The 21,973-nt window shown below is 57.7% G+C and carries 18 protein-coding genes; 9 read left to right on the top strand and 9 right to left on the bottom strand.

The window, feature by feature from the left end; genetic code table 11:
• Window positions 1-19: 19 nt before the first annotated feature.
• Window positions 20-541 carry a bifunctional 3-hydroxydecanoyl-ACP dehydratase/trans-2-decenoyl-ACP isomerase gene (gene fabA, locus WFN61_RS02940; protein WP_144812874.1) on the top strand — a complete coding sequence of 174 codons (522 nt, stop codon included), beginning with the start codon at window positions 20-22 and terminating at the stop codon, window positions 539-541.
• A 55-nt stretch (window positions 542-596) separates the two neighbouring features.
• Here the strand turns inward: fabA and rmf are convergent, their stop codons facing one another.
• The 6 genes from rmf to rlmKL all read right to left on the bottom strand — a co-directional run bounded on the left by rmf (window position 597) and on the right by rlmKL (window position 8,575).
• Window positions 597-764 (bottom strand): ribosome modulation factor, encoded by a 168-nt coding sequence (rmf, locus tag WFN61_RS02935; RefSeq protein WP_072015258.1) that lies wholly within the window; start codon window positions 762-764, stop codon window positions 597-599.
• A gap of 268 nt (window positions 765-1,032) precedes the next feature.
• Window positions 1,033-1,635: a membrane integrity-associated transporter subunit PqiC gene (gene pqiC, locus WFN61_RS02930; RefSeq protein WP_257757130.1), complete on the bottom strand. Its 603-nt coding sequence runs from the start codon at window positions 1,633-1,635 to the stop codon at window positions 1,033-1,035.
• Window positions 1,632-3,272, bottom strand: coding sequence for an intermembrane transport protein PqiB (gene pqiB / locus WFN61_RS02925; RefSeq protein ID WP_337037554.1), 1,641 nt, complete (start codon window positions 3,270-3,272; stop codon window positions 1,632-1,634). Before pqiB ends, pqiC begins: the two co-directional genes overlap by 4 nt.
• Window positions 3,273-3,275: 3 nt before the next feature.
• Window positions 3,276-4,529, bottom strand: a complete 1,254-nt coding sequence (pqiA, locus tag WFN61_RS02920) for a membrane integrity-associated transporter subunit PqiA (protein WP_312235008.1) — start codon at window positions 4,527-4,529, stop codon at window positions 3,276-3,278.
• Between the two features lie 14 nt (window positions 4,530-4,543).
• A complete protein-coding gene (locus WFN61_RS02915) occupies window positions 4,544-6,451 on the bottom strand; it encodes an ABC transporter ATP-binding protein (RefSeq protein ID WP_337037552.1) in 1,908 nt (635 codons plus the stop codon).
• 15 nt (window positions 6,452-6,466) lie between these two features.
• Window positions 6,467-8,575 carry a bifunctional 23S rRNA (guanine(2069)-N(7))-methyltransferase RlmK/23S rRNA (guanine(2445)-N(2))-methyltransferase RlmL gene (gene rlmKL, locus WFN61_RS02910; protein ID WP_144812890.1) on the bottom strand — a complete coding sequence of 703 codons (2,109 nt, stop codon included), beginning with the start codon at window positions 8,573-8,575 and terminating at the stop codon, window positions 6,467-6,469.
• Between the two features lie 99 nt (window positions 8,576-8,674).
• On the opposite strand from rlmKL, the gene WFN61_RS02905 reads away from it, so the two are divergent.
• Complete coding sequence (locus WFN61_RS02905; protein ID WP_144812894.1) at window positions 8,675-9,784, top strand: YcbX family protein; 1,110 nt, start codon at window positions 8,675-8,677, stop codon at window positions 9,782-9,784.
• Here WFN61_RS02905 and zapC read toward each other — a convergent pair.
• A complete protein-coding gene (gene zapC, locus WFN61_RS02900; RefSeq protein WP_144812898.1) occupies window positions 9,781-10,317 on the bottom strand; it encodes a cell division protein ZapC in 537 nt (178 codons plus the stop codon). The two genes, WFN61_RS02905 and zapC, sit on opposite strands and share 4 nt — an antisense overlap.
• A gap of 168 nt (window positions 10,318-10,485) precedes the next feature.
• Window positions 10,486-11,496: a quinone-dependent dihydroorotate dehydrogenase gene (gene pyrD / locus WFN61_RS02895; RefSeq protein ID WP_337037547.1), complete on the bottom strand. Its 1,011-nt coding sequence runs from the start codon at window positions 11,494-11,496 to the stop codon at window positions 10,486-10,488.
• 247 nt (window positions 11,497-11,743) lie between these two features.
• Here pyrD and ssuE point away from each other — a divergent pair, with 247 nt between their 5' ends.
• From ssuE to ssuB, 5 genes are read left to right on the top strand one after another with little or no spacing between them, the layout of a single operon-like run.
• Window positions 11,744-12,319, top strand: coding sequence for an NADPH-dependent FMN reductase (gene ssuE, locus WFN61_RS02890; RefSeq protein WP_312235003.1), 576 nt, complete (start codon window positions 11,744-11,746; stop codon window positions 12,317-12,319).
• A complete protein-coding gene (locus tag WFN61_RS02885; protein WP_337037545.1) occupies window positions 12,312-13,274 on the top strand; it encodes a sulfonate ABC transporter substrate-binding protein in 963 nt (320 codons plus the stop codon). Before ssuE ends, WFN61_RS02885 begins: the two co-directional genes overlap by 8 nt.
• Complete coding sequence (gene ssuD / locus WFN61_RS02880) at window positions 13,271-14,416, top strand: FMNH2-dependent alkanesulfonate monooxygenase (protein WP_144812910.1); 1,146 nt, start codon at window positions 13,271-13,273, stop codon at window positions 14,414-14,416. Before WFN61_RS02885 ends, ssuD begins: the two co-directional genes overlap by 4 nt.
• A 9-nt stretch (window positions 14,417-14,425) precedes the next feature.
• Complete coding sequence (ssuC, locus tag WFN61_RS02875) at window positions 14,426-15,217, top strand: aliphatic sulfonate ABC transporter permease SsuC (protein ID WP_144812913.1); 792 nt, start codon at window positions 14,426-14,428, stop codon at window positions 15,215-15,217.
• Window positions 15,214-15,984 (top strand): aliphatic sulfonates ABC transporter ATP-binding protein, encoded by a 771-nt coding sequence (gene ssuB / locus WFN61_RS02870; protein ID WP_144812917.1) that lies wholly within the window; start codon window positions 15,214-15,216, stop codon window positions 15,982-15,984. Before ssuC ends, ssuB begins: the two co-directional genes overlap by 4 nt.
• Before the next feature lie 68 nt (window positions 15,985-16,052).
• Here the strand turns inward: ssuB and pepN are convergent, their stop codons facing one another.
• Window positions 16,053-18,665 carry an aminopeptidase N gene (gene pepN / locus WFN61_RS02865; protein WP_312273294.1) on the bottom strand — a complete coding sequence of 871 codons (2,613 nt, stop codon included), beginning with the start codon at window positions 18,663-18,665 and terminating at the stop codon, window positions 16,053-16,055.
• A gap of 262 nt (window positions 18,666-18,927) precedes the next feature.
• On the opposite strand from pepN, the gene pncB reads away from it, so the two are divergent.
• Both pncB and asnS read left to right on the top strand, forming a co-directional pair.
• Window positions 18,928-20,130 (top strand): nicotinate phosphoribosyltransferase, encoded by a 1,203-nt coding sequence (gene pncB / locus WFN61_RS02860; protein WP_257757123.1) that lies wholly within the window; start codon window positions 18,928-18,930, stop codon window positions 20,128-20,130.
• A gap of 163 nt (window positions 20,131-20,293) precedes the next feature.
• Window positions 20,294-21,694: an asparagine--tRNA ligase gene (gene asnS / locus WFN61_RS02855; protein ID WP_144812925.1), complete on the top strand. Its 1,401-nt coding sequence runs from the start codon at window positions 20,294-20,296 to the stop codon at window positions 21,692-21,694.
• The last annotated feature ends 279 nt before the right edge of the window (window positions 21,695-21,973 follow it).

Genomic DNA, 21,973 nt, shown 5'->3' with positions numbered 1-21,973 from the left:
AATAAGGCTTACTGAGAACATGGTAGATAAACGCAAATCCTCTTATACGAAAGAAGACCTTCTTGCCTCTGGTCGTGGTGAACTGTTTGGCGAAAATGGCCCGCCGTTACCAGCAGGAAACATGCTGATGATGGATCGTGTGATCACAATGAGCGAGACGGGCGGTAATTTCGATAAAGGCTACGTTGAAGCAGAGCTGGATATCAAACCGGATCTGTGGTTCTTCGGTTGCCACTTCATCGGCGATCCAGTAATGCCTGGCTGCCTGGGCCTTGATGCCATGTGGCAGCTGGTTGGTTTTTACCTCGGCTGGCTCGGCGGCGAAGGTAAAGGCCGTGCCCTCGGCGTAGGCGAAGTGAAACTGGCTGGCCAGATTTTACCTACTGCCGCTAAAGTTACCTACCGCATTCACTTCAAGCGCGTGATCAACCGTAAGCTGATCATGGGTATCGCGGACGGTGAAGTGCTGGTTGACGGTCGTCAGATCTACACCGCAACCGATCTGAAAGTGGGTCTGTTCAAGGACACCTCTGCATTCTGATCCCCCTGACAGGCGAAACCTCCGCCAGGCGGAGGTTTCATTTAAAGAGACAGAATCAGGCGATAACTACCCTATCCTCCATGGCTTCTCGCCAGCCTCCAAGCCAGTATGATCTCTGATTCAGCGTCTGGTAAGGACACAACTCTTTTGAGCGTCCGGCAATGCCGGCCTGGTAACCACGTTGATGTGCCCGTTCCAGGCGATCTCGTTTTTGTCTCTTCATGCCTCGTTTCCCTCATTATTTATGTCTGGTGGAAAAGAAAACAGTGGCTACTAAATGTGCAACCACGTCTAAGAAATAGCGCGATAGACGCAGACAGTCAATGCACAAAATTCATACCAATGTCATAAATGTGAGATATGCGAGAGTTCATTTGTACAAAAAGTGTGAGCAGGCACAGGTTTTATCCCGCTTAGAAGGCGAAAAAAAACCACGCTACCGGGAAAGACAGCGTGGATTTTTTAGGATTAATTGCAGACTGAGGTACAAATTAGGGTAAGCGATTTATCTCCCGGGCCATGTTGCTGGCCTGCTGCGCCCACGCTTCGCCCAGCACTTTTACCATCGCGTCATAGCCATCCTGAGGCTGCGTCATCTCCACATGGAAAGGACGCTTGATCAGCGTGCCCTGGTGATTAAGCAGCCACTCGCCGCTGACAATCACGTGCCCATCATAACGGCCATGAAAACCGGTCACGGTAACGTTAAGGGTATCTTGATCGCTGCCCATCGGCTGAGAGGCGACCACCCAGCCTGGGAGATTGCGGCTAAGGTTCGCCACCAGCGAAGTACGCAGCTGCTGGTCGAGCGGGCTGGCCCACAGGTTGTTGTTAGCGATGACGTACTGCACGTCGCTGGTCTGGTAGACCACGCCGTTACCCGCGAGATAGTCCGGAACCGACACCTGCTCCACCCACAGCTGACGCTGTGCCTGCCCAGGGTTGGTTGCCATCATGCTCTGCGACGCGGCGGCCTGCGACAGCTGAGCGTTTGATAGCTGATTGTTCGGCAACTGATAGTAGCGTGGCTCCTCGCTACCGCTACTGCAGGCGCTGAGCAACAGCACCGCAATGACCATTATCCCTTTTCTCACTGTTTAACCCCCTTCGGCTCAGGATCTTTTTTGCCCTTCGCCTCAAAGACCAGGGCGTTGCTCTTCTGGTTAAGCGTTTGCAGCACCGGCTGCAGCTCGCGCAGAACCTGATCCAGGCGCTGCATATCCGCCACCATCTTGTTATAGGCTGCCGATCCCGGCTGGAAGCCCTGCATGCTACGGTTCAGCTCGCGCAGCGTTTTCTGCATATCCTGCGGCAGCTGCTGTACCGACTGGCTGGCTGTCAGCTTGTTCAGATTATCCAGCGTGGTTTGCAGACGGCGCATGGTGCGCTGGCTCTCGGCAAGCGTGCCGGTAGCCTGCTCAAGCATCGGATTCAGCGGCAGGTTGTTGATCTTATCCAGCATGTCCATCAGGCGCTGCTGGATCTGCGCCAGACCGCTGCTGACCGTCGGAATAATGCTGTAGCCGCCAAACTCACGGATGCCGGTGATCGGCGGCGGTTTCGAGACGAAATCCATATCTACGTAGAGCGCGCCAGTCACCAGGTTACCGGTTTTCAACGAGCCGCGCAGTCCCTGCTTAAGCAGCTCAGGCAGATTCGTCAGGATATCCGGACTTTCCCCCATCTGGCTGGCGATCCGCTCTGGCTCAATACGGATCAGCACCGGAATACGGTAGTCCTCGTTCAATGCCTGACGCAGGCCCGGCATAAAAAACGGTACCTTGCTGACGGTCCCAAGACGCATGCCGCGGAACTCTACCGGTGCGCCTGGTTGCAGACCGCGAATGGAATCTTTAAAGAACAGCAGGAAATCTTTGTGCTCGGTGTAGAGCGACTCCTGAATGCTGCGCTGGTTATCATAGAGATCGAACTCGGCCTTCTCGGCTACCGGCTGGCCTAAGTCGATGCCGTCGGGCACGTCAAAGCTGACGCCGCCGCCAAACAGAGTGGTCAGCGCCCCCATCTCGACGCGCATGCCTGCCGAGGTGAGATCGACAGCGATACCGCTATCCTTCCAGAAGCGGACGTTGCTGGTCACCAGACGGTCGTTAGGCGCGTTAATAAACAGCTGATAGCTCATGGTGCGCTTCTGCGGGTCGAACACGCTGGTCTCTACCGAGCCGACGCGATAGCCGCGGAAAAGTACCGGATCGCCAGGGGTAAGCTGACCCGCTTTTTTACTGTCGAGCACCACGCGGATGCCTTTTGCATCCGGCGGTGCCAGCGGCGGCGAGTCCAGCAGCTGGTAATCGTCACGCACGCCGCCTTTGGATCCCGGCTTAAGTTCAATATAGGCCCCGGAGAGCAGCGTACCCAGCCCGCTGATCCCCTCCCTGCCGACCTGCGGCTTCACCACCCAGAACACCGTATCGCCGTGCAACAGCTTTTGCATATTGGCATTCAGCCGCGCCTTGATCTCAACGTGGGTCAGATCGTCGGTCAGCGTTGCGGACTCCACCACGCCGACGTCAATGCTGCGGCTTTTGATGGTGGTTTTACCCGCTTCAATGCCTTCAGCATTGGTGGTGATCAGCGTCACCTCCGGCCCCTGATGGCTATAGTGATAGAAGAGGATCCATGCCCCGATCAGCGCCGTGACAATTGGGAAGATCCACACCGGTGACCAGTTCTTCACCTTCTGCACTTTGGCTTCCCCACCTTTGGTCTCCATGTTTTACGACTCCTCCTGGCTTGATTCTGGCTCGCGATCCCACGACAGGCGTGGGTCGAAGGTCATGGCCGCAAACATCGTCATGATGACAACCAGCGCAAACATCAGCGCGCCCATTGCGGGGTAAATATTCATTAATCCGCCCATACGTACCAGGGCAGAGAGTACGGCAATGACGAAGACGTCTATCATCGACCAGCGGCCAACAAATTCAACGACTTCGTAGATGAGGTGCATACGCTCGCTGTCGCGTCGGCCGTGCCCTTTCGCATCCCAGCAGAGCCAGGCGATGGCGATCATCTTCAGGGTTGGCACCATGATACTGGCGATAAAAATCACCAGCGCCACTGGATAGGAGCCTTCGCTCCAGAGCAGGATCACCCCGGCCAGAATGGTCGAGGGCATTTTATCCCCCAGCAGATCGGTGATCATGATGGGCAAAATATTGGCTGGCAGATAGAGCAGGATGGAGGTGACCAGCAGCGCCATCGTTAGCTGAAGGCTGTTTCTGCGCCGGGCGTGGCCATGGCTGTGGCAACGGGGGCACACCGTCTGATCTACGGGCAGTACCGCCGTGCAGCAGGCGCAGGAGCGCAGCCCCTGACGAATCCCCGGCACGCCGACGTGCAGCGGCTGAGCCAGGGCCGGCGGGGGAGCAATGTCGTCCCACAGCCAGCGTTTATCGACGCACTGAAAGGCGCGCAGATGCAGAATGCAGAACAGACACCAGGGGATGAAGCTGCTACCGACGCCGATATCGCCATAGGCCATCAGCTTCACGAAGCTGACCAGCACCCCGGCGAGGAAGATCTCGGCCATCCCCCAGTTTTTGAGCATGAAAAAGATGCGGGCCAGCCTGCGCTTCAGGCGATCCGGCAGCGGAACCTGGTTCACCAGCAGAATGACGGTGACCAGGCAGAACGCGGGCACGAACTGCACAAAGAGCAAGAAGAAGGTGCCAAGGCTGGCGTAGTCTTCATTGAACATGACGCGCGGGATCTCCATCAGCGTCACTTCACTGGTGACCCCTGCCACCTTCATGTTAACGAAGGGGAACAGGTTAGCCAGTACCAGCATAAACAGCGCCATCACCGAGTAGGCCAGCGGGCGCTGCCGGGGTGCATCCCAGCGGGTGGTCAACGTATGGCCGCAGCGCGGACAGGCTGCCTTGTGCCCGTGTGCGAGCGGTGGCAGCACCACCAGCAGGTCGCACTGCGAACACAAAATGTGCCGGGCGTCATGATGTTGTTCGCACATGCGCACTCCCTGAATTACGTTGCGTTTTTAAGCGCCTCAAGATGCTCCCACCGCTCAAAGGCCTCTTCCAGCGCCTTCTCTGCGGCAGCCATCTCGTCTAACACCTTTTGTGTCTGCTCGTGAGGCTGGCTGAAAAAGGCCCCGTCGGCAACCTGTGCCTGCAACGCAGTAAGATTCGCCTCCAGCTCTTCAAGCCGTTGAGGAAGCTGTTCAAGTTCCCGCTGCAGGTTATAGCTTAGTTTGCTCCCGCCGCGTTTGACAGTATCCCCTTTTGCTACCGGGGTGTCGGTCACTTTTTTAGTAACAGACTGTTTTTGCGCCTGTGAAGCGGCCTGCTGACCACGTGCATCCTGGTAGCCACCCACGTAGCGACCAATCCGACCCTGGCCTTCGAAGATCCAGCACTCGGTCACGGTGTTATCGACAAACTGACGGTCGTGGCTCACCAGCAGAACCGTGCCCTGGTAACCATCGATCAGCTCTTCCAGCAGCTCCAGCGTCTCAACATCGAGGTCGTTGGTCGGTTCATCGAGGATCAGCAGGTTGCTGGGCTTGAGGAACAGGCGCGCCAGCAGGAGACGGTTACGTTCCCCACCGGAGAGCGCCCGAACCGGGGTCATAGCGCGTTTCGGGTGGAACAGGAAGTCCTGCAGGTAGCCCAGCACGTGGCGCGGCTTACCGTTGACCATCACCTCCTGCTTGCCTTCGGCGAGGTTATCCATCACCGTCCGATCCGGATCCAGCTCAGCACGGTGCTGGTCAAAATAGGCCACTTCCAGCTTGGTACCGATATGAATACGTCCGCTGTCAGCCTGTAACTGGCCGAGCATCAGCTTCAGCAGGGTGGTTTTCCCGCAGCCGTTCGGGCCAATCAGGGCAATTTTATCCCCGCGCTGTACCTGAGCAGAGAAATCGGTAACCAGCTTTTTGCTGTCCACGGCGTAGTGAACGTTCTCCATCTCAATAACGATTTTACCGGAGCGGGAAGCCTCTTCAACCTGCATCTTCGCGCTGCCCATCACCTCACGGCGTTCGCTACGCTCGCGACGCATCGCCTTCAGAGCCCGGACGCGTCCTTCGTTACGCGTACGGCGCGCTTTGATGCCCTGGCGGATCCACACCTCTTCCTGGGCCAGCTTGCGGTCAAATTCGGCGTTTTGCAGCTCTTCGACCCGCAGTGCCTCCTCTTTCTCCAGCAGGTACTGATCGTAGTTGCCTGGATAGGTCACCAGCTTGCCGCGATCGAGATCGACAATGCGCGTCGCCATATTGCGGATAAACGAACGGTCATGGGAGATGAAGATAATCGTGCCGTTGAAGGTTTTCAGGAACCCTTCCAGCCAGTCGATGGTTTCAATATCCAGGTGGTTAGTCGGTTCGTCCAGCAGCAGCACGCGCGGGTTGCTCACCAGCGCACGTCCCAGCGCCGCCTTACGCAGCCAGCCGCCGGAGAGCGAGGCCAGCGCCATATCGGCCTCCAGACCCAGCTGGGCCAGCACCTCGTTGATACGGTTCTCCATCTGCCAGAGGCCGTAGTGATCCAGCAGCTCCTGCAGGCGCGCCATCTCGTTGAGGTTCTTCTCGCTTGGATCGGTCATCACCAGATGGGAGATCTCATGGTACCCCTTGAGATACTCCGCCTGCTCTGAGATACCCTCGGCAACAAAATCGTAAACGCTGCCAGCGACGTTACGCGGCGGATCCTGCTGCAGACGTGCCACAACCAGATCCTGCTCATAGACGATGCGGCCATCGTCCAGACCCTGTTCGCGATTGAGGATCTTCATCAGGGTAGATTTCCCCGCGCCGTTACGTCCGACCAGGCAGACGCGCTCGTTGTCTTCGATGTGAAGCTCGGCGTTGTCCAGAAGCGGCGCGTCGCTGAACGACAGCCAGGCACCGTGCATACTAATTAATGACATCTTGTTCTATTCCTCTCAGGCTGCGGTAATCAGCCAGCAGTTATGGATCTGACGGTTGCGGGCGAAATCCTGCGACTGTGTTTTTTGGGTAATGTCTTGTGCTTTCAGCCCCAGTTCAGCCAACCCGTCGTGATCCATGCGGAAACCGCGTTTATTGTTTGAGAACATAATCGTGCCGCCTTTACGCAGCATCCGTTTTAAGTCTTTCATCAAGCTCAGGTGATCGCGCTGGACATCAAACGCCTCTTCCATTCGCTTGGAGTTAGAGAAGGTCGGCGGATCGATAAAGATCAGATCGAACTGCTCGTCGGTTTCCCGCAGCCAGCCCATCACGTCGGCCTGCATCAGGCGATGCTGACGACCGGTGAGGCCGTTCAGGCGCAGGTTGCGCTCGGCCCACTCCAGGTAGGTGCGCGACATGTCGACGGTGGTGGTCGACGCCGCGCCGCCCAGCCCCGCATGCACGCTGGCGCTGCCGGTATAGGAGAAGAGGTTGAGGAAATCTTTGCCTTTGCTCATCTGGCCGAGCATCCGGCGGGCGATACGGTGATCGAGGAACAGGCCGGTATCCAGGTAGTCGGTCAGGTTAACCCACAGGCGGGCGTTGTATTCGCTCACCTCCATGAATTCGCCCTTCTCGTTCATCTTCTGGTACTGGTTCTTGCCTTTCTGCCGCTCGCGGGTTTTCAGCACCAGCTTGTTAGGCGCAATGCCCAGCACCGTGATGGTGGCGGCGATGACATCCAGCAGGCGCTGACGGGCCTTCTGCGCATCAACGGTTTTCGGCGGAGCGTACTCCTGCACTACTACCCAATCGGCGTAGCGATCTACCGCCACGTTATAGTCCGGTAGGTCAGCATCGTAGAGGCGATAGCACTCGATCCCCTCCTGGCGCGCCCACTTCTCCAGCTTTTTGACGTTTTTGCGCAGGCGGTTGGCGTAATCTTCCGCCATGCCGCTGCCTTTAATATCACCAAAGTTTTCTGCGATAGAGTAGTTTTTCTGTACGCAGTCCAGCGGGCCGTTTTTGGCTTTAAACTGGCGGTCGGCGCGCAGCTGGAGGCAGTTGAGCAGCTCCGGCGAGGCGCTGAACAGGGAGACGTTCCAGCCGCCAAAGTTGTTTTTCAGGGTGCGGCCCAGCAGGCTATGCAGGGCGATCAGCGCCGGCTCGCTCTCCAGACGCTCACCGTACGGCGGGTTACTCAGCACGGTCCCGTGCGGCCCTTCCGGCTGCGGGTTGGTCAGCTGGGCAACGTCTTTGACGTTAAAATCGATCAGCTCGCCGACGCCTGCGCGACGGGCGTTGCTGCGGGCAATATCAATAACCCGGGCATCGCTGTCGGAGCCGTAGAAGCGTGAGCCGTAGTCCGCCAGCCCCTGACGGGCGCGGGTCTGGGCCTCGGCTTTCACCTCTTTCCACAGCGCTTCATCGTGCTGCGCCCAGCCGCTAAAGCCCCAGTGCCCGCGATGCAGGCCCGGTGCGCGATCGGTGGCGAGCATCGCCGCCTCAATCAGCAAGGTACCGGAGCCGCAGAGCGGATCGAGCAGTGGCGTACCCGGCTGCCAGCCGGAGCGCATCACTACTGCCGCCGCCAGGGTCTCTTTCATGGGGGCCAGCCCGGCCCGGTCGCGATAGCCGCGCAGGTGCAGGCCGTCGCCGCTGAGATCGAGGGCGATATGCGCCGTCTCTTTATTCAGCCAGACGTTAATGCGCATATCCGGCTGCTCGCGATCGACGTTCGGGCGTTCCATATTCTTACGCGTGAAGCTGTCGACGATGGCGTCTTTTACCCGCATAGCACCGTACTGGCTGTTGCGGATCTCTTCATTCACCCCGCTAAAGTGCACGGCGAAGGTCGCGCCAGGATTGAAAATCTCCGTCCAGTCAATCGCCTGCACGCCCATATAGAGATCGAGGTCGCTGTAGACCTTGCACTCGTTCAGCGGCAGCATAATGCGCGAAGCCAGACGACTCCACATCAGGCTCTGGTAAATGAGCCGGGTGTCCCCCTCAAAATGGACACCGCCCTGAACCACCTGGACGTGCTGCGCCCCGAGGTTTTCCAGTTCAGTTTTTAACAGCTCTTCCAGCCCACGGGCCGTACTGGCAAACAGAGAATTCATATCGTCACTTTTACTCTAATAAAATTGTTGCGCATTATAGCCAATATAAGTGGGATGTCATAAAGTTGAGACCCTATTTTCACACCCATGGAGGGCGCAGTGGCTACCCTGTCGCGGCTTTTTATACATCCGGTCAAATCGATGCGCGGAATTGGCCTCACGCACGCTCTGGCCGACATCAGCGGTCTGGCCTTTGACCGCATCTTTATGCTTACTGAACCCGACGGTACCTTTATTACCGCTCGTCAGTCTCCACAGCTGGTGCGTTTTATCCCGTCGCCGCTGCATGACGGTCTCCATCTCACCGCCCCCGACGGCAGCAGCGCGCTGGTCCGCTTTGCCGATTTCATCAGCGATGCCCAGCCGACGGAGGTATGGGGCAACCATTTTACCGCATTAATTGCCCCGGCGGCGATTAACCAGTGGCTGAGCGGCTTTTTTAATCGCGAGGTGCAGCTGCGCTGGGTAGGACAAGAGCCCACCCGCCGGGTGAAGCGCTTTGAGAGCGTGCCGCTCTCCTTTGCTGACGGCTTCCCCTATCTGCTCACCAACGAGGCCTCGCTGCGCGATCTACAAAACCGCTGCCCGGCCAGCATTCAGATGGAGCAGTTTCGTCCGAACCTGGTGGTGACCGGGGCGCAGGCGTGGGAAGAGGATAGCTGGAAAACCGTGCGCATCGGCGAGGTGATCTTTGACGTCGTTAAACCCTGTAGCCGCTGCGTATTTACCACCATCAGCCCCGAGCGTGGGCAGAAGCACCCGGCCGGAGAACCGCTGCACACCCTGCAACAGTTCCGCACCGCCGTTGATAATGGCGATGTCGATTTCGGTCAAAATCTGATCGCCCGTAACAGCGGCGTGATCCGCGTCGGTGACGAGGTGAGCGTGCTGGCGAGCGGTCCGGCGAGAGTGTACGGTGCCGGGGAGCCGGTTGAAACGCTGGAGATTGAGAAGCAGGCTGCGTCAACGGTGACCATTGGTTGGCAGGGAGAGACCTTTACGGGCAATAACCAGCAGGTGCTGCTTGAGCAGCTGGAGAGTCAGGGGATCCGCGTGCCCTACTCCTGCCGGGCTGGGATCTGCGGCTCCTGCCGCGTACGTCTGATAGAGGGGGAAGTCAGCGCCCTGAAGCAGTCCGCCATTGGCGACGACGGCACCATCCTGAGCTGCAGCTGTATTCCCAAAACGCCGCTGGTGCTGGCGCCTTAAACCGCCTGCTCCAGGCTATACATCTGGGGCAGCGGTCGCATCCGATCGTTCATCACTTTGATCGCGTCGCCAAGCTGCATCGTACGCCCGGCAATCACCACGCCGGGCTGGGCCAGCAGGCAGAGCGTGGCGTTATCACCCGGCTCAACCACCAGCAAATTGACCTGCTCTGCGGTATCGCTGAGCCAGACGCTGGCGGCTTCGCCCAGATCGGGCTGCCAGCTGTCGCCGTAGGAGTGGAAGTGCCAGCTTTTTGGCATCTGCGGCTTGAGAAAACGGATCGCCACCAGCGCATTCAGCACCAGCTCGGCCCGCTGCTCCCGGGAGAGATCAAACTCGCGGCAGCGCTCCTCAAAGGAGAAGTAGAGTGCGGCATCATCCACACAGAAACCAGAGGGTGCGAACGCGTCCGGCGTCAGCATCCGACGGGCGTAACGGGAGCGAAACAGCATCCCATTGGCAAGATCGAGCATCATCCGGTCGTGCTCTTCGTCGTAATACCAGCGCCAGTTATCGTCAGGTTTAATTCGCATAGTCCTCTCCGCTTCCCCTTAAGCATCCTGCTGCGTTTGTATCCGTTGCTACCGCTTCGCTTACCACAAAATGTCAATAGTGAGAACGTTTAAATTAACAACAACCGGGGGAATATAAAACAACCAGGGCGGGAAATAAAGCCCTGGTTAACATTTAGACGCAAAGGATTAGATATGGGTAACGATCTCTTTAATCAGCGGCGGGCCTTTAAATATAAAGCCGGAATAGATCTGCACCAGCGTCGCACCGGCCGCTATTTTCTCCCGGGCGGCGATAACGGAGTCGATTCCGCCGACGCCGATAATTGGCAGCTGACCCTTCAGCTCCTGGGCAAGAAGGCGAATAATTTCGGTGCTTTTCAGCTGCAATGGCCGGCCGCTTAAGCCTCCGGTCTCATCACAGTGCTTCATTCCCTGTACCAGCCCCCTATCGAGCGTGGTATTGGTGGCGATAACGCCATCGATATTATGGCGAACCAGGCTGTCAGCCACCTGAATTAACTCTTCAACCGAGAGATCGGGAGCAATTTTCACCGCCACAGGGACATATTTATGATGAATATTCTGCAGCTCGCGCTGCTTATTTTTGATGGCGGAGAGCAGATCGTCCAGCGCCTCACCGTATTGCAGCGAGCGCAGGCCTGGGGTGTTTGGCGAGGAGATATTAATCGCAATATAGCCCGCGTAGGGATAGACTTTATCCATACAGATCAGATAGTCATCTTTCCCCTGCTCTACCAGCGTATCTTTATTCTTGCCGATATTAATGCCCAGCACGCCGTCAAAATGGGCTTTTTTGACGTTCTCTACCAGGTTATCTACGCCAAGGTTATTGAAGCCCATGCGGTTAATTAACCCCTCGGCCTCGACCAGACGGAAGATACGCGGCTTATCGTTACCCGGCTGAGGGCGCGGCGTCACGGTGCCGATCTCAATCGCGCCAAAGCCCATTGCGCCCAGCGCATCGATGCACTCGCCGTTTTTATCCAGACCCGCTGCCAGGCCGAGCGGATTCTTAAAGGTCAGCCCCATACAGGAGACCGGTTTTTGCGGCACGTTCTGGCGTACCAGTGCGGCTAACGGTGTGCCGGAAATCCGGCGTAATTGCTGAAACGTCAATTCATGAGCGCGCTCAGGGTCGAGCTGGAAAAGGGCTTTACGAACGAAGGGGTAGTACATGAACTCTCCTGGATTCCGGTGTGCAAACCGGGGGCGTATTATCTGCGATTGCGAAGCGAAAGGGAATTGACCTGAGGCAAATAATTCGGATAAAACGCAAACGTTTTCCTTTCTGCTCCCACTTTATCTAGTTTTTAGCTATCTAGTCTCGAATAAATTATTTAGGGAATAACCCGCTCGGTGCCACACTCCTGAAAATTGTTATCAATGTTAGATAAAAGCAAACAATTAGTTATAAGGAGCAAGCATGCGCGTTATTACCCTGGCCGGAAGTCCACGCTTTCCCTCTCGTTCCAGCGCATTACTGGACTATGCCCGCGAAAAGCTCACCGCCCTGGATGTGGAAGTTTGTCACTGGCACCTTCATAACTTTGACGCTGAAGATCTGCTCTACGCCCGGTTTGATAGCCCGGCGCTCAACGCCCTGACCGAACAACTTAAGGACGCTGACGGACTGATCGTGGCGACACCTGTCTATAAAGCCTCCTTTTCCGGCGCGCTTAAAACCTTACTCGATCTTCTTCCTGAACGTGCCCTGGCTGGCAAGGTGGTGTTACCGCTGGCCACGGGAGGTACGGTTGCCCATATGCTGGCAGTGGATTACGCCCTGAAACCGGTGCTCAACGCCCTCAAGGCGCAGGAGATTTTACATGGTGTCTTTGCTGATGATTCGCAGGTCATCGACTATCAGCATACCCCCCATTTCACGCCGAATTTACATCACCGTCTTGATGAGGCGCTGGAAACCTTCTGGCAGGCTCTGCACCGCCGCGATGTTCAGGCGCCTGCATTTAGCCAACCGCAAGGAGTGGCCCATGTTTAAAATTCTGTCCCGCATCGGGCTGGCTGGCGTGCTGACACTCTCATCGCTGAGTCATGCCGCGGAAACCTCTCCGGAAAGTCTGCGCATCGGCTATCAAAAAGGGAGCGTCAGCATGGTGCTGGCAAAAAGCCATCAGCTTTTAGAAAAACGTTTCCCTACTACAACATTTTCCTGGGTCGAATTCCCGGCGGGGCCGCAGATGCTCGAGGCGCTGAACATCGGCAGTATCGATCTCGGCAGCACCGGCGATATCCCGCCTATCTTTGCCCAGGCTGCGGGCGCGGATCTGGTCTACGTAGGCGTAGAGCCTGCCAAGCCTAAGGCTGAGGTGATCCTGGTGGCTGAAAACAGCGCCATTAAACGCGTCGCCGATCTGAAAGGTCACAAGGTCGCGTTTCAGAAAGGCTCCAGCTCGCACAATCTGCTGCTGCGCGCGTTACAGGAGGCCGGGCTTACGTTCAAAGATATTCAACCTGTCTATCTGACACCTGCCGATGCTCGCGCGGCATTCCAACAGAAAAACGTGGACGCCTGGGCAATCTGGGATCCGTACTACTCCGCCGCCTTGCTGCAGGGCGGTGTACGGGTGCTGAAGGATGGCACAACGCTGAAGCAGACCGGCTCGTTCTATCTGGCCGCCCGCCCCTATGCCGAAAAGAACGGAGCGTTTATTCAGAGCGTACTCGATACATTCTCCCAGGCGGATGCCCTGACGCAGAGCCAGCGGCCTGAGAGCATCGCTCTGCTGGCGAAAACAATGGGTTTACCTGAGCCGGTGATCGCCACCTATCTTGACCACCGTCCGCCGACCACGATTGCTCCGGTCAATGACCACGTCGCGGCGCTGCAGCAACAAACTGCCGATCTCTTTTATCAAAATCGCCTCGTTCCAAAACAGGTGAACATTCGCGACCGTATCTGGCAACCCGCAGACACTAAAGGAACTAAATCATGAGCCTGAATCTTTTCTGGTTTTTACCTACCCACGGTGATGGGCATTATCTTGGCACAGAAGAGGGTTCCCGCCCGGTCGATCATGGCTATTTGCAGCAGATTGCCCAGGCCGCGGACCGAATCGGCTTTAGCGGTGTGCTGATCCCTACCGGGCGCTCCTGCGAAGACGCATGGCTGGTTGCCGCTTCCCTGATCCCCGTGACACAGCGGCTAAAGTTTCTCGTTGCGCTGCGCCCGAGCGTGGTCTCGCCTACCGTGGCCGCCCGCCAGGCTGCGACGCTGGACAGGCTCTCTAATGGCCGCGCCCTCTTTAACCTGGTGACCGGCAGCGATCCGCAGGAGCTGGCAGGCGACGGTGTATTCCTCGATCACACTGAGCGCTACGAGGCTTCCGCCGAGTTTACCCGCGTCTGGCGTCGTCTGCTGGAGGGCGACACCGTGACGTTTGAAGGCAAACATATTCATGTCCGGGACGCGAAACTCTACTTTCCGCCGGTACAGCAGCCGCGCCCTCCCCTCTACTTTGGCGGGTCGTCGGACGTGGCACAGGATCTGGCGGCTGAGCAGGTTGATCTCTATTTGACCTGGGGCGAACCGCCGGCGCTGGTTAAGGAGAAGATTGCTCAGGTGCGTGCCAAAGCGGCCGCGCAGGGTCGGACGGTGCGCTTTGGTATTCGTCTGCACGTGATTGTGCGCGAAACCAATGAAGAGGCGTGGCAGGCGGCTGACCGTCTGATCGCGCATCTGGATGATGACACTATCGCCAAAGCGCAGGCCGCCTTTGCCAAAACCGACTCCGTCGGGCAGCACCGGATGGCCTCCCTGCATAACGGCAAGCGTGAGAATCTGGAGATCAGCCCGAACCTGTGGGCAGGGGTGGGACTGGTGCGCGGCGGCGCAGGGACCGCCCTGGTGGGTGATGGCCCAACCGTGGCGGCGCGGATTAACGAGTATGCCGGACTCGGTATCGACAGCTTTATCCTCTCCGGCTATCCGCATCTGGAAGAGGCCTATAAAGTCGGCGAGCTGCTATTCCCGCACCTGGATGTTGCTATCCCGGAGGTGCCGCAGCCGCGCCCGCTGCCGCTTCAGGGCGAAGCGGTGGCCAACACCTTTATCCCGCAAAAAGCGGCGCAAAGCTAAGGAGTCACGATGTCCGCCACCTCACAAAAATGGCTGCTGCGTGCTGCCCCCTGGTTTTTACCCGTCGGCATCGTGGCGATATGGCAACTGGCGTCGTCAACAGGCTGGCTGTCGAGCCGCATTCTGCCCTCTCCTGAGGGGGTTGTAGAGGCTTTCTGGTCGCTGAGCGTTAGCGGCGAGCTGTGGCAGCACCTGGCAATTAGCTCCTGGCGCGCAGTGATTGGCTTTTCGATTGGCGGAAGTATTGGTCTGACGCTGGGGCTTATCAGCGGCCTCTCCCGCTGGGGCGAGCGACTGCTGGATACCTCTATTCAGATGCTGCGCAACGTGCCGCATCTGGCACTGATCCCACTGGTGATTTTGTGGTTTGGTATTGATGAGAGCGCAAAAATTTTCCTGGTGGCGCTGGGCACGCTGTTCCCAATCTACATCAATACCTGGCACGGCATTCGTAATATTGACCGCGGGCTGGTAGAGATGGCGCGCAGCTACGGCTTATCCGGTTTCGCCCTGTTTGTCCATGTGATCCTGCCGGGCGCTCTCCCTTCCATTATGGTGGGCGTGCGCTTTGCACTGGGATTGATGTGGCTGACGCTGATTGTCGCTGAAACGATTTCGGCCAACTCCGGCATTGGCTATCTGGCTATGAATGCCCGTGAGTTTCTGCAAACGGACGTGGTAGTGGTGGCCATCATTCTTTATGCCCTGCTCGGCAAGCTTGCCGACGTCAGCGCCCAGGGGCTGGAACGCGTCTGGCTGCGCTGGAATCCAGCCTATACCCCTCAGGAGGCGAAAGCATGAATACTGCCCGGCTTAATCAAGGTACGCCGTTGCTACTGAACGGCATTATCAAACGCTATGGCGATAACACCGTTCTCAACGAGCTGGATCTGCATATTCCTGCGGGGCAATTTGTGGCCATTGTGGGTCGCAGCGGCGGCGGGAAAAGTACGTTGCTGCGCCTTTTGGCCGGGCTGGAGGCACCCGACGGCGGCGAAATCCTGGCGGGGACGACGCCGCTGGCCACGATTCAGGACGACACGCGGATGATGTTTCAGGACGCGCGCCTGCTGCCGTGGAAAACAGTGGTCGATAACGTTGGCCTGGGGCTGAAGGGGAGCTGGCGCGAGCGTGCCCGTCAGGCGCTGGCCGCCGTCGGTCTGGAAAACCGCGGGGGTGAGTGGCCAGCGGCACTCTCCGGGGGGCAAAAACAGCGCGTGGCGCTTGCCAGGGCCCTGATCCACCGCCCCGGCCTCCTGCTGCTGGATGAGCCGCTCGGCGCGCTCGATGCTCTGACCCGTATCGACATGCAGGCGCTAATCGAATCCCTGTGGCAGGAGCATGGCTTTACGGTGCTTCTGGTAACGCATGATGTGAGCGAAGCCGTCGCCATGGCCGACCGCGTCCTGTTAATAGAAGAGGGGAAAATTGGTCTGGATCTATCCGTGGATATCCCGCGACCTCGCCGCGTTGGTTCAGCACGCCTGGCAGAGCTGGAGGCGGAGGTACTGGATCGGGTGATGCAGCGCGGGGTGAGCGAACGGACATTGATAACCGCCCATGCCTGATGCTCTCTCCCACCGGGAGAGAGCGAAACCGTCAGCCCGATGGCCACCTGCCACCGGGCTTTTTTACATCAGGCCAGCGCCTTGGCAATCTTCTCGTAGAGATCGCCAGAGAGGTTTTCCAGCCCTTTCAATTGCTCCAGCGCGGCACGCATCTGGGTCTGACGCCCTTCATCGTAGCGTTTCAGGCGGATCAGCGGCTCAATCAGACGCGACGCCACCTGTGGGTTACGGCTGTTAAGCTCGGTCAGCATCTCAACCATGAAACGGTAGCCGCTGCCGTCTTCAGCATGGAACGCCGCCGGGTTGCTGCCAGCGAATGCACCAATCAGCGAGCGCACGCGGTTCGGGTTGCTGAGCGTAAAGGAGCGGTGGTTAAGCAGGCCGCGCACCGTCTCCAGCACGTTGCTGGCCGGGCTGGTGGCTTGCAGGATAAACCACTTGTCCATCACCAGACCGTCCTGATGCCACTTATCATCGTACTCCTGCATCAGCGCGTCACGGCACGGCAGCTGCGCCGCGACGGCGGCAGAGAGCGCCGCCAGCGCGTCGGTCATGTTGTCCGCGGTGTGATACTGCTGAGTAACCAGGGCATCGCCCAGCTTCGCGTCGGCAAACGCCAGATAGCGCAGGCAGGTGTTGCGCAGCGAACGCTTGCCGATATCCGCATGTTCAACCCGGTAAGCATCGAGCTTATGCGCGTTGTAGACCGCGAGGAACTCGTCGGAAAGCTCGGTCGCCAGGGTGCGGGTCAGCGCCTCGCGGACGGCAACGATCGCCACCGGATCGATGATGTCGAACAGCTCGGCCATTTCGCCTGCGCCAGGCAGGGTCAGGATCTCTGCCGCCAGCGCCGGATCGATATCGGCATCCAGCAGGATCGCCCGGAAGGCATCGGCCACGTGCAGCGGCAGCGACAGCGGCTGACCCTGCTGGTGGCGGGCGACGTTCAGCTTGATGTAGGTCGTCAGCAGGCTCTGGGCCGCATCCCAGCGGGAGAAGTCGTTGCGCGCATGGCGCATCAGGAACGTCAGCTGCTGATCGCTCCACTTATACTCCAGCTTCACCGGCGCGGAGAACTCGCGCAGCAGAGACGGCACCGGCTGGAAGTAGACCTTATCAAAGACAAAGGTCTGCTCCTCCTGAGTGACGTTGAGCACGTTGTGTACCGGATGTCCCTCTTTTTGCAGCGGGATAACCTGGCCCTCGTTGTCGTACAGCTCAATATCAAACGGAATGTGCAGGGGCAGCTTCTCTTCCTGATCCGGCGTCGGCGGCGTGCGCTGGCTGATGGTCAGGGTGTACTGCTCGGTCTCTGGGTTGTAGTCGTCGCGCACGCTCACAATCGGCGTACCAGACTGGCTGTACCAGCGACGGAAATGAGAGAGGTCGACGTTGGAGGCGTCTTCCATCGCCTGCACGAAATCGTCGCAGGTGGCGGCACTGCCGTCGTGGCGCTCAAAGTAGAGCTGCATCCCGCGCTGGAAGTTCTCTTCCCCCAGCAGGGTATGCAGCATGCGGATCACCTCTGATCCCTTCTCATACACCGTCAGGGTATAGAAGTTGTTCATCTCGATGACTTTGTCCGGACGGATCGGGTGCGCCATCGGGCTGGCATCTTCCGCAAACTGCAGGCCACGCATGGTGCGCACGTTGCTGATGCGGTTCACCGCGCGGGAGCCGAGATCGGAGCTGAACTCCTGATCGCGGAACACGGTCAGCCCCTCTTTCAGGCTCAGCTGGAACCAGTCGCGGCAGGTCACGCGGTTGCCGGTCCAGTTATGGAAGTACTCGTGGCCAATCACGCGCTCAATATCGAGGTAGTCTTTATCGGTAGCGGTGTCGGTGCGGGCCAGCACGTATTTGGAGTTAAAGACGTTGAGGCCTTTGTTCTCCATCGCCCCCATGTTGAAGAAATCCACTGCGACGATCATATAGATGTCGAGGTCGTACTCAAGACCAAAGCGCTCTTCATCCCACTTCATGGAATTTTGCAGGGAGGTCATCGCCCACGGGGCGCGGTCAAGGTTACCGCGATCGACAAACAGCTCCAGCGCCACTTCGCGGCCGGAGCGGGTGGTATAGGTATCGCGCAGCACGTCGAAATCACCGGCCACCAGCGCAAACAGGTAGCAGGGTTTCGGGAACGGATCCTGCCACTGTACCCAGTGACGACCGTTCTCCAGCTCGCCCTCACCTACGCGGTTACCGTTGGAGAGCAGGAACGGGTATTTGCTTTTATCGGCGATGATTTTAGTGGTAAAGCGCGCCAGCACATCCGGACGGTCAAGGTACCAGGTAATATGGCGGAAGCCTTCGGCTTCACACTGGGTGCAGAGCGCTTCGCCTGACTGGTAGAGCCCTTCCAGCGCGGTATTGGTGGCCGGGCTAATCTCGTTGACGATGCGCAGGGTAAACCGATCCGGCAGGTTATTGATCACTAGCGCGTTCTCAGCGATCTGGTAATCAGACCACGGCTGCCCGTCTACGTGGAGAGAGACGAGAGTCAAATCTTCGCCGTTAAGACGTAAAGGCTCGGCCGTTGCGCCATGGCGAGAGACGCTGCTCTCAGCCGTAACGACGGTTTTAACAGCATCAAGATCGAAAGTCAGGTCAATATCGCTAATCAGGTAATCTGGCGCACGGTAGTCGTGGCGGTATTTGGCTTGGGGCTGTTGAGTCATAAAAAACCTTTAGCATCTCATTAGGGTAACGACTCAGTCTATTCCTGTTGCCTCATTCGCGCTACGCGGAAACGCACTCTTTTCAAGGCAAAAAGCCCTGTTTGCTACATTTTGATAACAGAGGCACAAATTGCCCTCGTACATCTTACGCGGTTGTGTTGTGATCCAGGTTCATTAAACCGATAATCAAGGTATACTCCTGCGTCTTTATCTGCTTTGGCTTTGATGGATACGCTCCAGTGAGAGGATGCTACGGCGCACCATGACACAACTCGCGAACCCTATTCTGCGAACGCTGCTTGATACCGATGCCTATAAGCTGCATATGCAGCAGGCGGTTTTTCATCAATATCATGATGTCCACGTGTCGGCTGAGTTTCGCTGCCGGGGCGATGACCTGCTGGGTATCTATGCGGATGCCATTCGCGAGCAGGTCGATGCCATGCAGCATCTGCGCCTGCAGGATGATGAATACCAGTGGCTCTCCAGCCTGCCCTTCTTCCGTGCCGACTATCTCGACTGGCTGCGGACGTTCCGCTATGACCCAAGCCAGGTTGTTATTACCAATGACCAGGGCAAGCTCTCTATTCGCCTCGCCGGCCCATGGCGCGAGGTGATCATGTGGGAAGTGCCGCTGCTGGCGGTCATCAGCGAGGTGGTGCACCGCTACCGCTCGCCGGATGCGGGCGTCAGTGAAGCGCTGGCAACCCTCGAAGAGAAGCTGGCGAATTTCTCGCAGATGACCGCCGGACTGGATATGTCCCGCTTCCGTCTGATGGACTTCGGCACCCGCCGCCGCTTCTCCCGCGACGTGCAGCAGGCTATCGTTGAGCGCCTGCAGCAGGAGCCGTGGTTTGTCGGCACCAGCAACTACGATCTTGCTCGCCGCCTGACCTTAACCCCGATGGGGACGCAGGCACACGAGTGGTTCCAGGCCCACCAGCAGATCAGTCCTGAGCTGGCCACCAGCCAGCGCGCCGCCCTTGCCGCCTGGCTAACCGAATACCCCGATCAGCTGGGCATTGCCCTGACCGACTGCATTACTATGGACGCCTTCCTGCGCGACTTTGGCCCAGAGTTTGCCTCCCGCTACCAGGGCCTGCGCCACGACTCGGGCGATCCGGTTGAGTGGGGTGAAAAAGCGATTGCCCACTATCAAAAGCTGGGGATCGATCCGCTCAGTAAGGTGCTGGTGTTCTCGGACAACCTCGACCTGAAAAAAGCGCTGGATCTCTACCGCCACTTCTCCGCGCGGGTGAATCTGAGCTTTGGCATCGGCACGCGCCTGACCTGCGACATTCCGCAGGTGAAGCCGCTGAACATCGTTATTAAGCTCGTTGAGTGTAACGGCAAACCGGTGGCAAAACTCTCTGACAGCCCGGGTAAAACCATCTGTCACGATAAAGCCTTTGTCCGGGCGCTGCGTGAGGCGTTCGATCTGCCGCAGGTGAAAAAAGCCAGCTAATCCACGCAGGGAGCCGCTTCGGCTCCCTTTTCTTTATTAATTTCTTATTTCTTCCCTTCTTACTGTTAATTCTGCTTGTCTGATGGCGCACGCCAGGTAACATAGGCAAACCCCCTCTTTGGGTGGAAAACGTATTTTTCGGACAATTAACAGAGAGAATATTATGAGCGTTGTGCCTGTAGCCGACGTACTCCAGGGCCGCGTCGCCGTTGACCAAGAAGTCACCGTGCGCGGATGGGTACGTACCCGCCGAGATTCAAAAGCTGGCATCTCCTTCCTGGCCGTCTATGACGGTTCCTGCTTTGATCCTGTACAGGCCGTTATTAATAATTCTCTGCCCAATTACAATGATGAAGTCCTGCATCTGACCACCGGCTGCTCCGTGGTGGTGACCGGCAAGGTTGTTGCCTCTCCGGGCCAGGGCCAGAGCTTTGAGATCCAGGCAAGCCACGTTGAAGTGACCGGCTGGGTCGAGGATCCGGATACCTACCCGATGGCGGCCAAGCGCCACAGCATCGAGTACCTGCGTGAAGTGGCGCACCTGCGTCCGCGCACCAACCTGATCGGCGCGGTGGCTCGCGTACGCCACACCCTGGCGCAGGCGCTGCACCGCTTCTTTGATGAGCAGGGCTTCTTCTGGGTCTCGACCCCGCTGATCACCGCCTCCGATACCGAAGGTGCTGGCGAGATGTTCCGCGTCTCTACGCTGGATCTGGAAAACCTGCCGCGCAACGACCAGGGCAAAGTCGATTTCGACAAAGACTTCTTTGGCAAAGAGTCCTTCCTGACCGTTTCCGGCCAGCTGAACGGCGAAACCTACGCCTGCGCCCTGTCAAAAATTTACACCTTTGGCCCGACCTTCCGTGCAGAGAACTCCAACACCAGCCGTCACCTGGCTGAGTTCTGGATGCTGGAGCCGGAGATCGCCTTCGCCGATCTGGAAGATAACGCCGCGCTGGCGGAAGCGATGCTGAAGTATGCCTTTAAAGCAGTGCTGACCGAACGTGCAGACGACATGAAGTTCTTTGCCGAGCGCGTAGATAAAGATGCGGTGACGCGTCTGGAGCGTTTTATCGAGGCGGACTTCGCGCAGGTAGACTACACCGACGCAGTTACTATTCTGGAAAACTGCGGCAAGCAGTTTGAGAACCCGGTCTACTGGGGTGTGGATCTCTCCTCCGAGCACGAGCGCTATCTGGCTGAAGAGCACTTCAAAGCGCCAGTGGTCGTGAAAAACTACCCGAAAGAGATCAAAGCGTTCTATATGCGTCTCAACGACGACGGCAAAACCGTTGCGGCCATGGACGTCCTGGCACCGGGCATCGGTGAAATCATCGGTGGCTCCCAGCGTGAAGAGCGTCTGGACGTGCTGGATGCGCGTATGGCTGAGATGGGCCTCAATAAAGAGGACTACTGGTGGTATCGCGATCTGCGTCGCTACGGCACCGTACCGCATGCCGGTTTCGGCCTCGGCTTTGAACGCCTGATTGCCTACGTGACCGGCGTTCAGAACGTTCGCGATGTGATTCCGTTCCCACGCACGCCGCGTAACGCTACGTTCTAATCCTCTCAGGGCCAGCCTATGCTGGCCCTTCTTCTCTTCCCCTTGTCAACTTTTGTTAACAAATCGTGAGTTATTCCCCTAATCAACCCTTCCCCCGTTAGCGTCTGTAAGCGTATTTTTCAGAAATAATTTTGTACAAAAATCATACTGACTAAAACTTGCACAAAAAATTCTCTTTTGGCTTTAGCACATTTGGATAAAACACGCACAGCTATCCAGATGTCTAAACGCAGAGATGAGAAAATGTCTCACTCACCCCTTTTCTGAATAAGTTAATCC

This window comes from Pseudescherichia sp. AS216 (assembly GCF_037152055.1).
In the GTDB taxonomy this organism is placed as follows: domain Bacteria; phylum Pseudomonadota; class Gammaproteobacteria; order Enterobacterales; family Enterobacteriaceae; genus Pseudescherichia.
The sequence above is the reverse complement of the archived record's forward strand: the minus strand, read 5'-3'. Positions and strand labels throughout refer to the sequence as shown.

Coding starts and splice junctions, on each gene's coding strand:
- fabA (WP_144812874.1), top strand. CDS start 20: ATGGTAGATAAACGCAAATCCTCTTATACGAAAGAAGACCTTCTTGCC.
- rmf (WP_072015258.1), bottom strand. CDS start 764: ATGAAGAGACAAAAACGAGATCGCCTGGAACGGGCACATCAACGTGGT.
- pqiB (WP_337037554.1), bottom strand. CDS start 3,272: ATGGAGACCAAAGGTGGGGAAGCCAAAGTGCAGAAGGTGAAGAACTGG.
- pqiA (WP_312235008.1), bottom strand. CDS start 4,529: ATGTGCGAACAACATCATGACGCCCGGCACATTTTGTGTTCGCAGTGC.
- WFN61_RS02915 (WP_337037552.1), bottom strand. CDS start 6,451: ATGTCATTAATTAGTATGCACGGTGCCTGGCTGTCGTTCAGCGACGCG.
- rlmKL (WP_144812890.1), bottom strand. CDS start 8,575: ATGAATTCTCTGTTTGCCAGTACGGCCCGTGGGCTGGAAGAGCTGTTA.
- zapC (WP_144812898.1), bottom strand. CDS start 10,317: ATGCGAATTAAACCTGACGATAACTGGCGCTGGTATTACGACGAAGAG.
- pyrD (WP_337037547.1), bottom strand. CDS start 11,496: ATGTACTACCCCTTCGTTCGTAAAGCCCTTTTCCAGCTCGACCCTGAG.
- ssuE (WP_312235003.1), top strand. CDS start 11,744: ATGCGCGTTATTACCCTGGCCGGAAGTCCACGCTTTCCCTCTCGTTCC.
- WFN61_RS02885 (WP_337037545.1), top strand. CDS start 12,312: ATGTTTAAAATTCTGTCCCGCATCGGGCTGGCTGGCGTGCTGACACTC.
- ssuD (WP_144812910.1), top strand. CDS start 13,271: ATGAGCCTGAATCTTTTCTGGTTTTTACCTACCCACGGTGATGGGCAT.
- ssuC (WP_144812913.1), top strand. CDS start 14,426: ATGTCCGCCACCTCACAAAAATGGCTGCTGCGTGCTGCCCCCTGGTTT.
- ssuB (WP_144812917.1), top strand. CDS start 15,214: ATGAATACTGCCCGGCTTAATCAAGGTACGCCGTTGCTACTGAACGGC.
- pepN (WP_312273294.1), bottom strand. CDS start 18,665: ATGACTCAACAGCCCCAAGCCAAATACCGCCACGACTACCGTGCGCCA.
- pncB (WP_257757123.1), top strand. CDS start 18,928: ATGACACAACTCGCGAACCCTATTCTGCGAACGCTGCTTGATACCGAT.
- asnS (WP_144812925.1), top strand. CDS start 20,294: ATGAGCGTTGTGCCTGTAGCCGACGTACTCCAGGGCCGCGTCGCCGTT.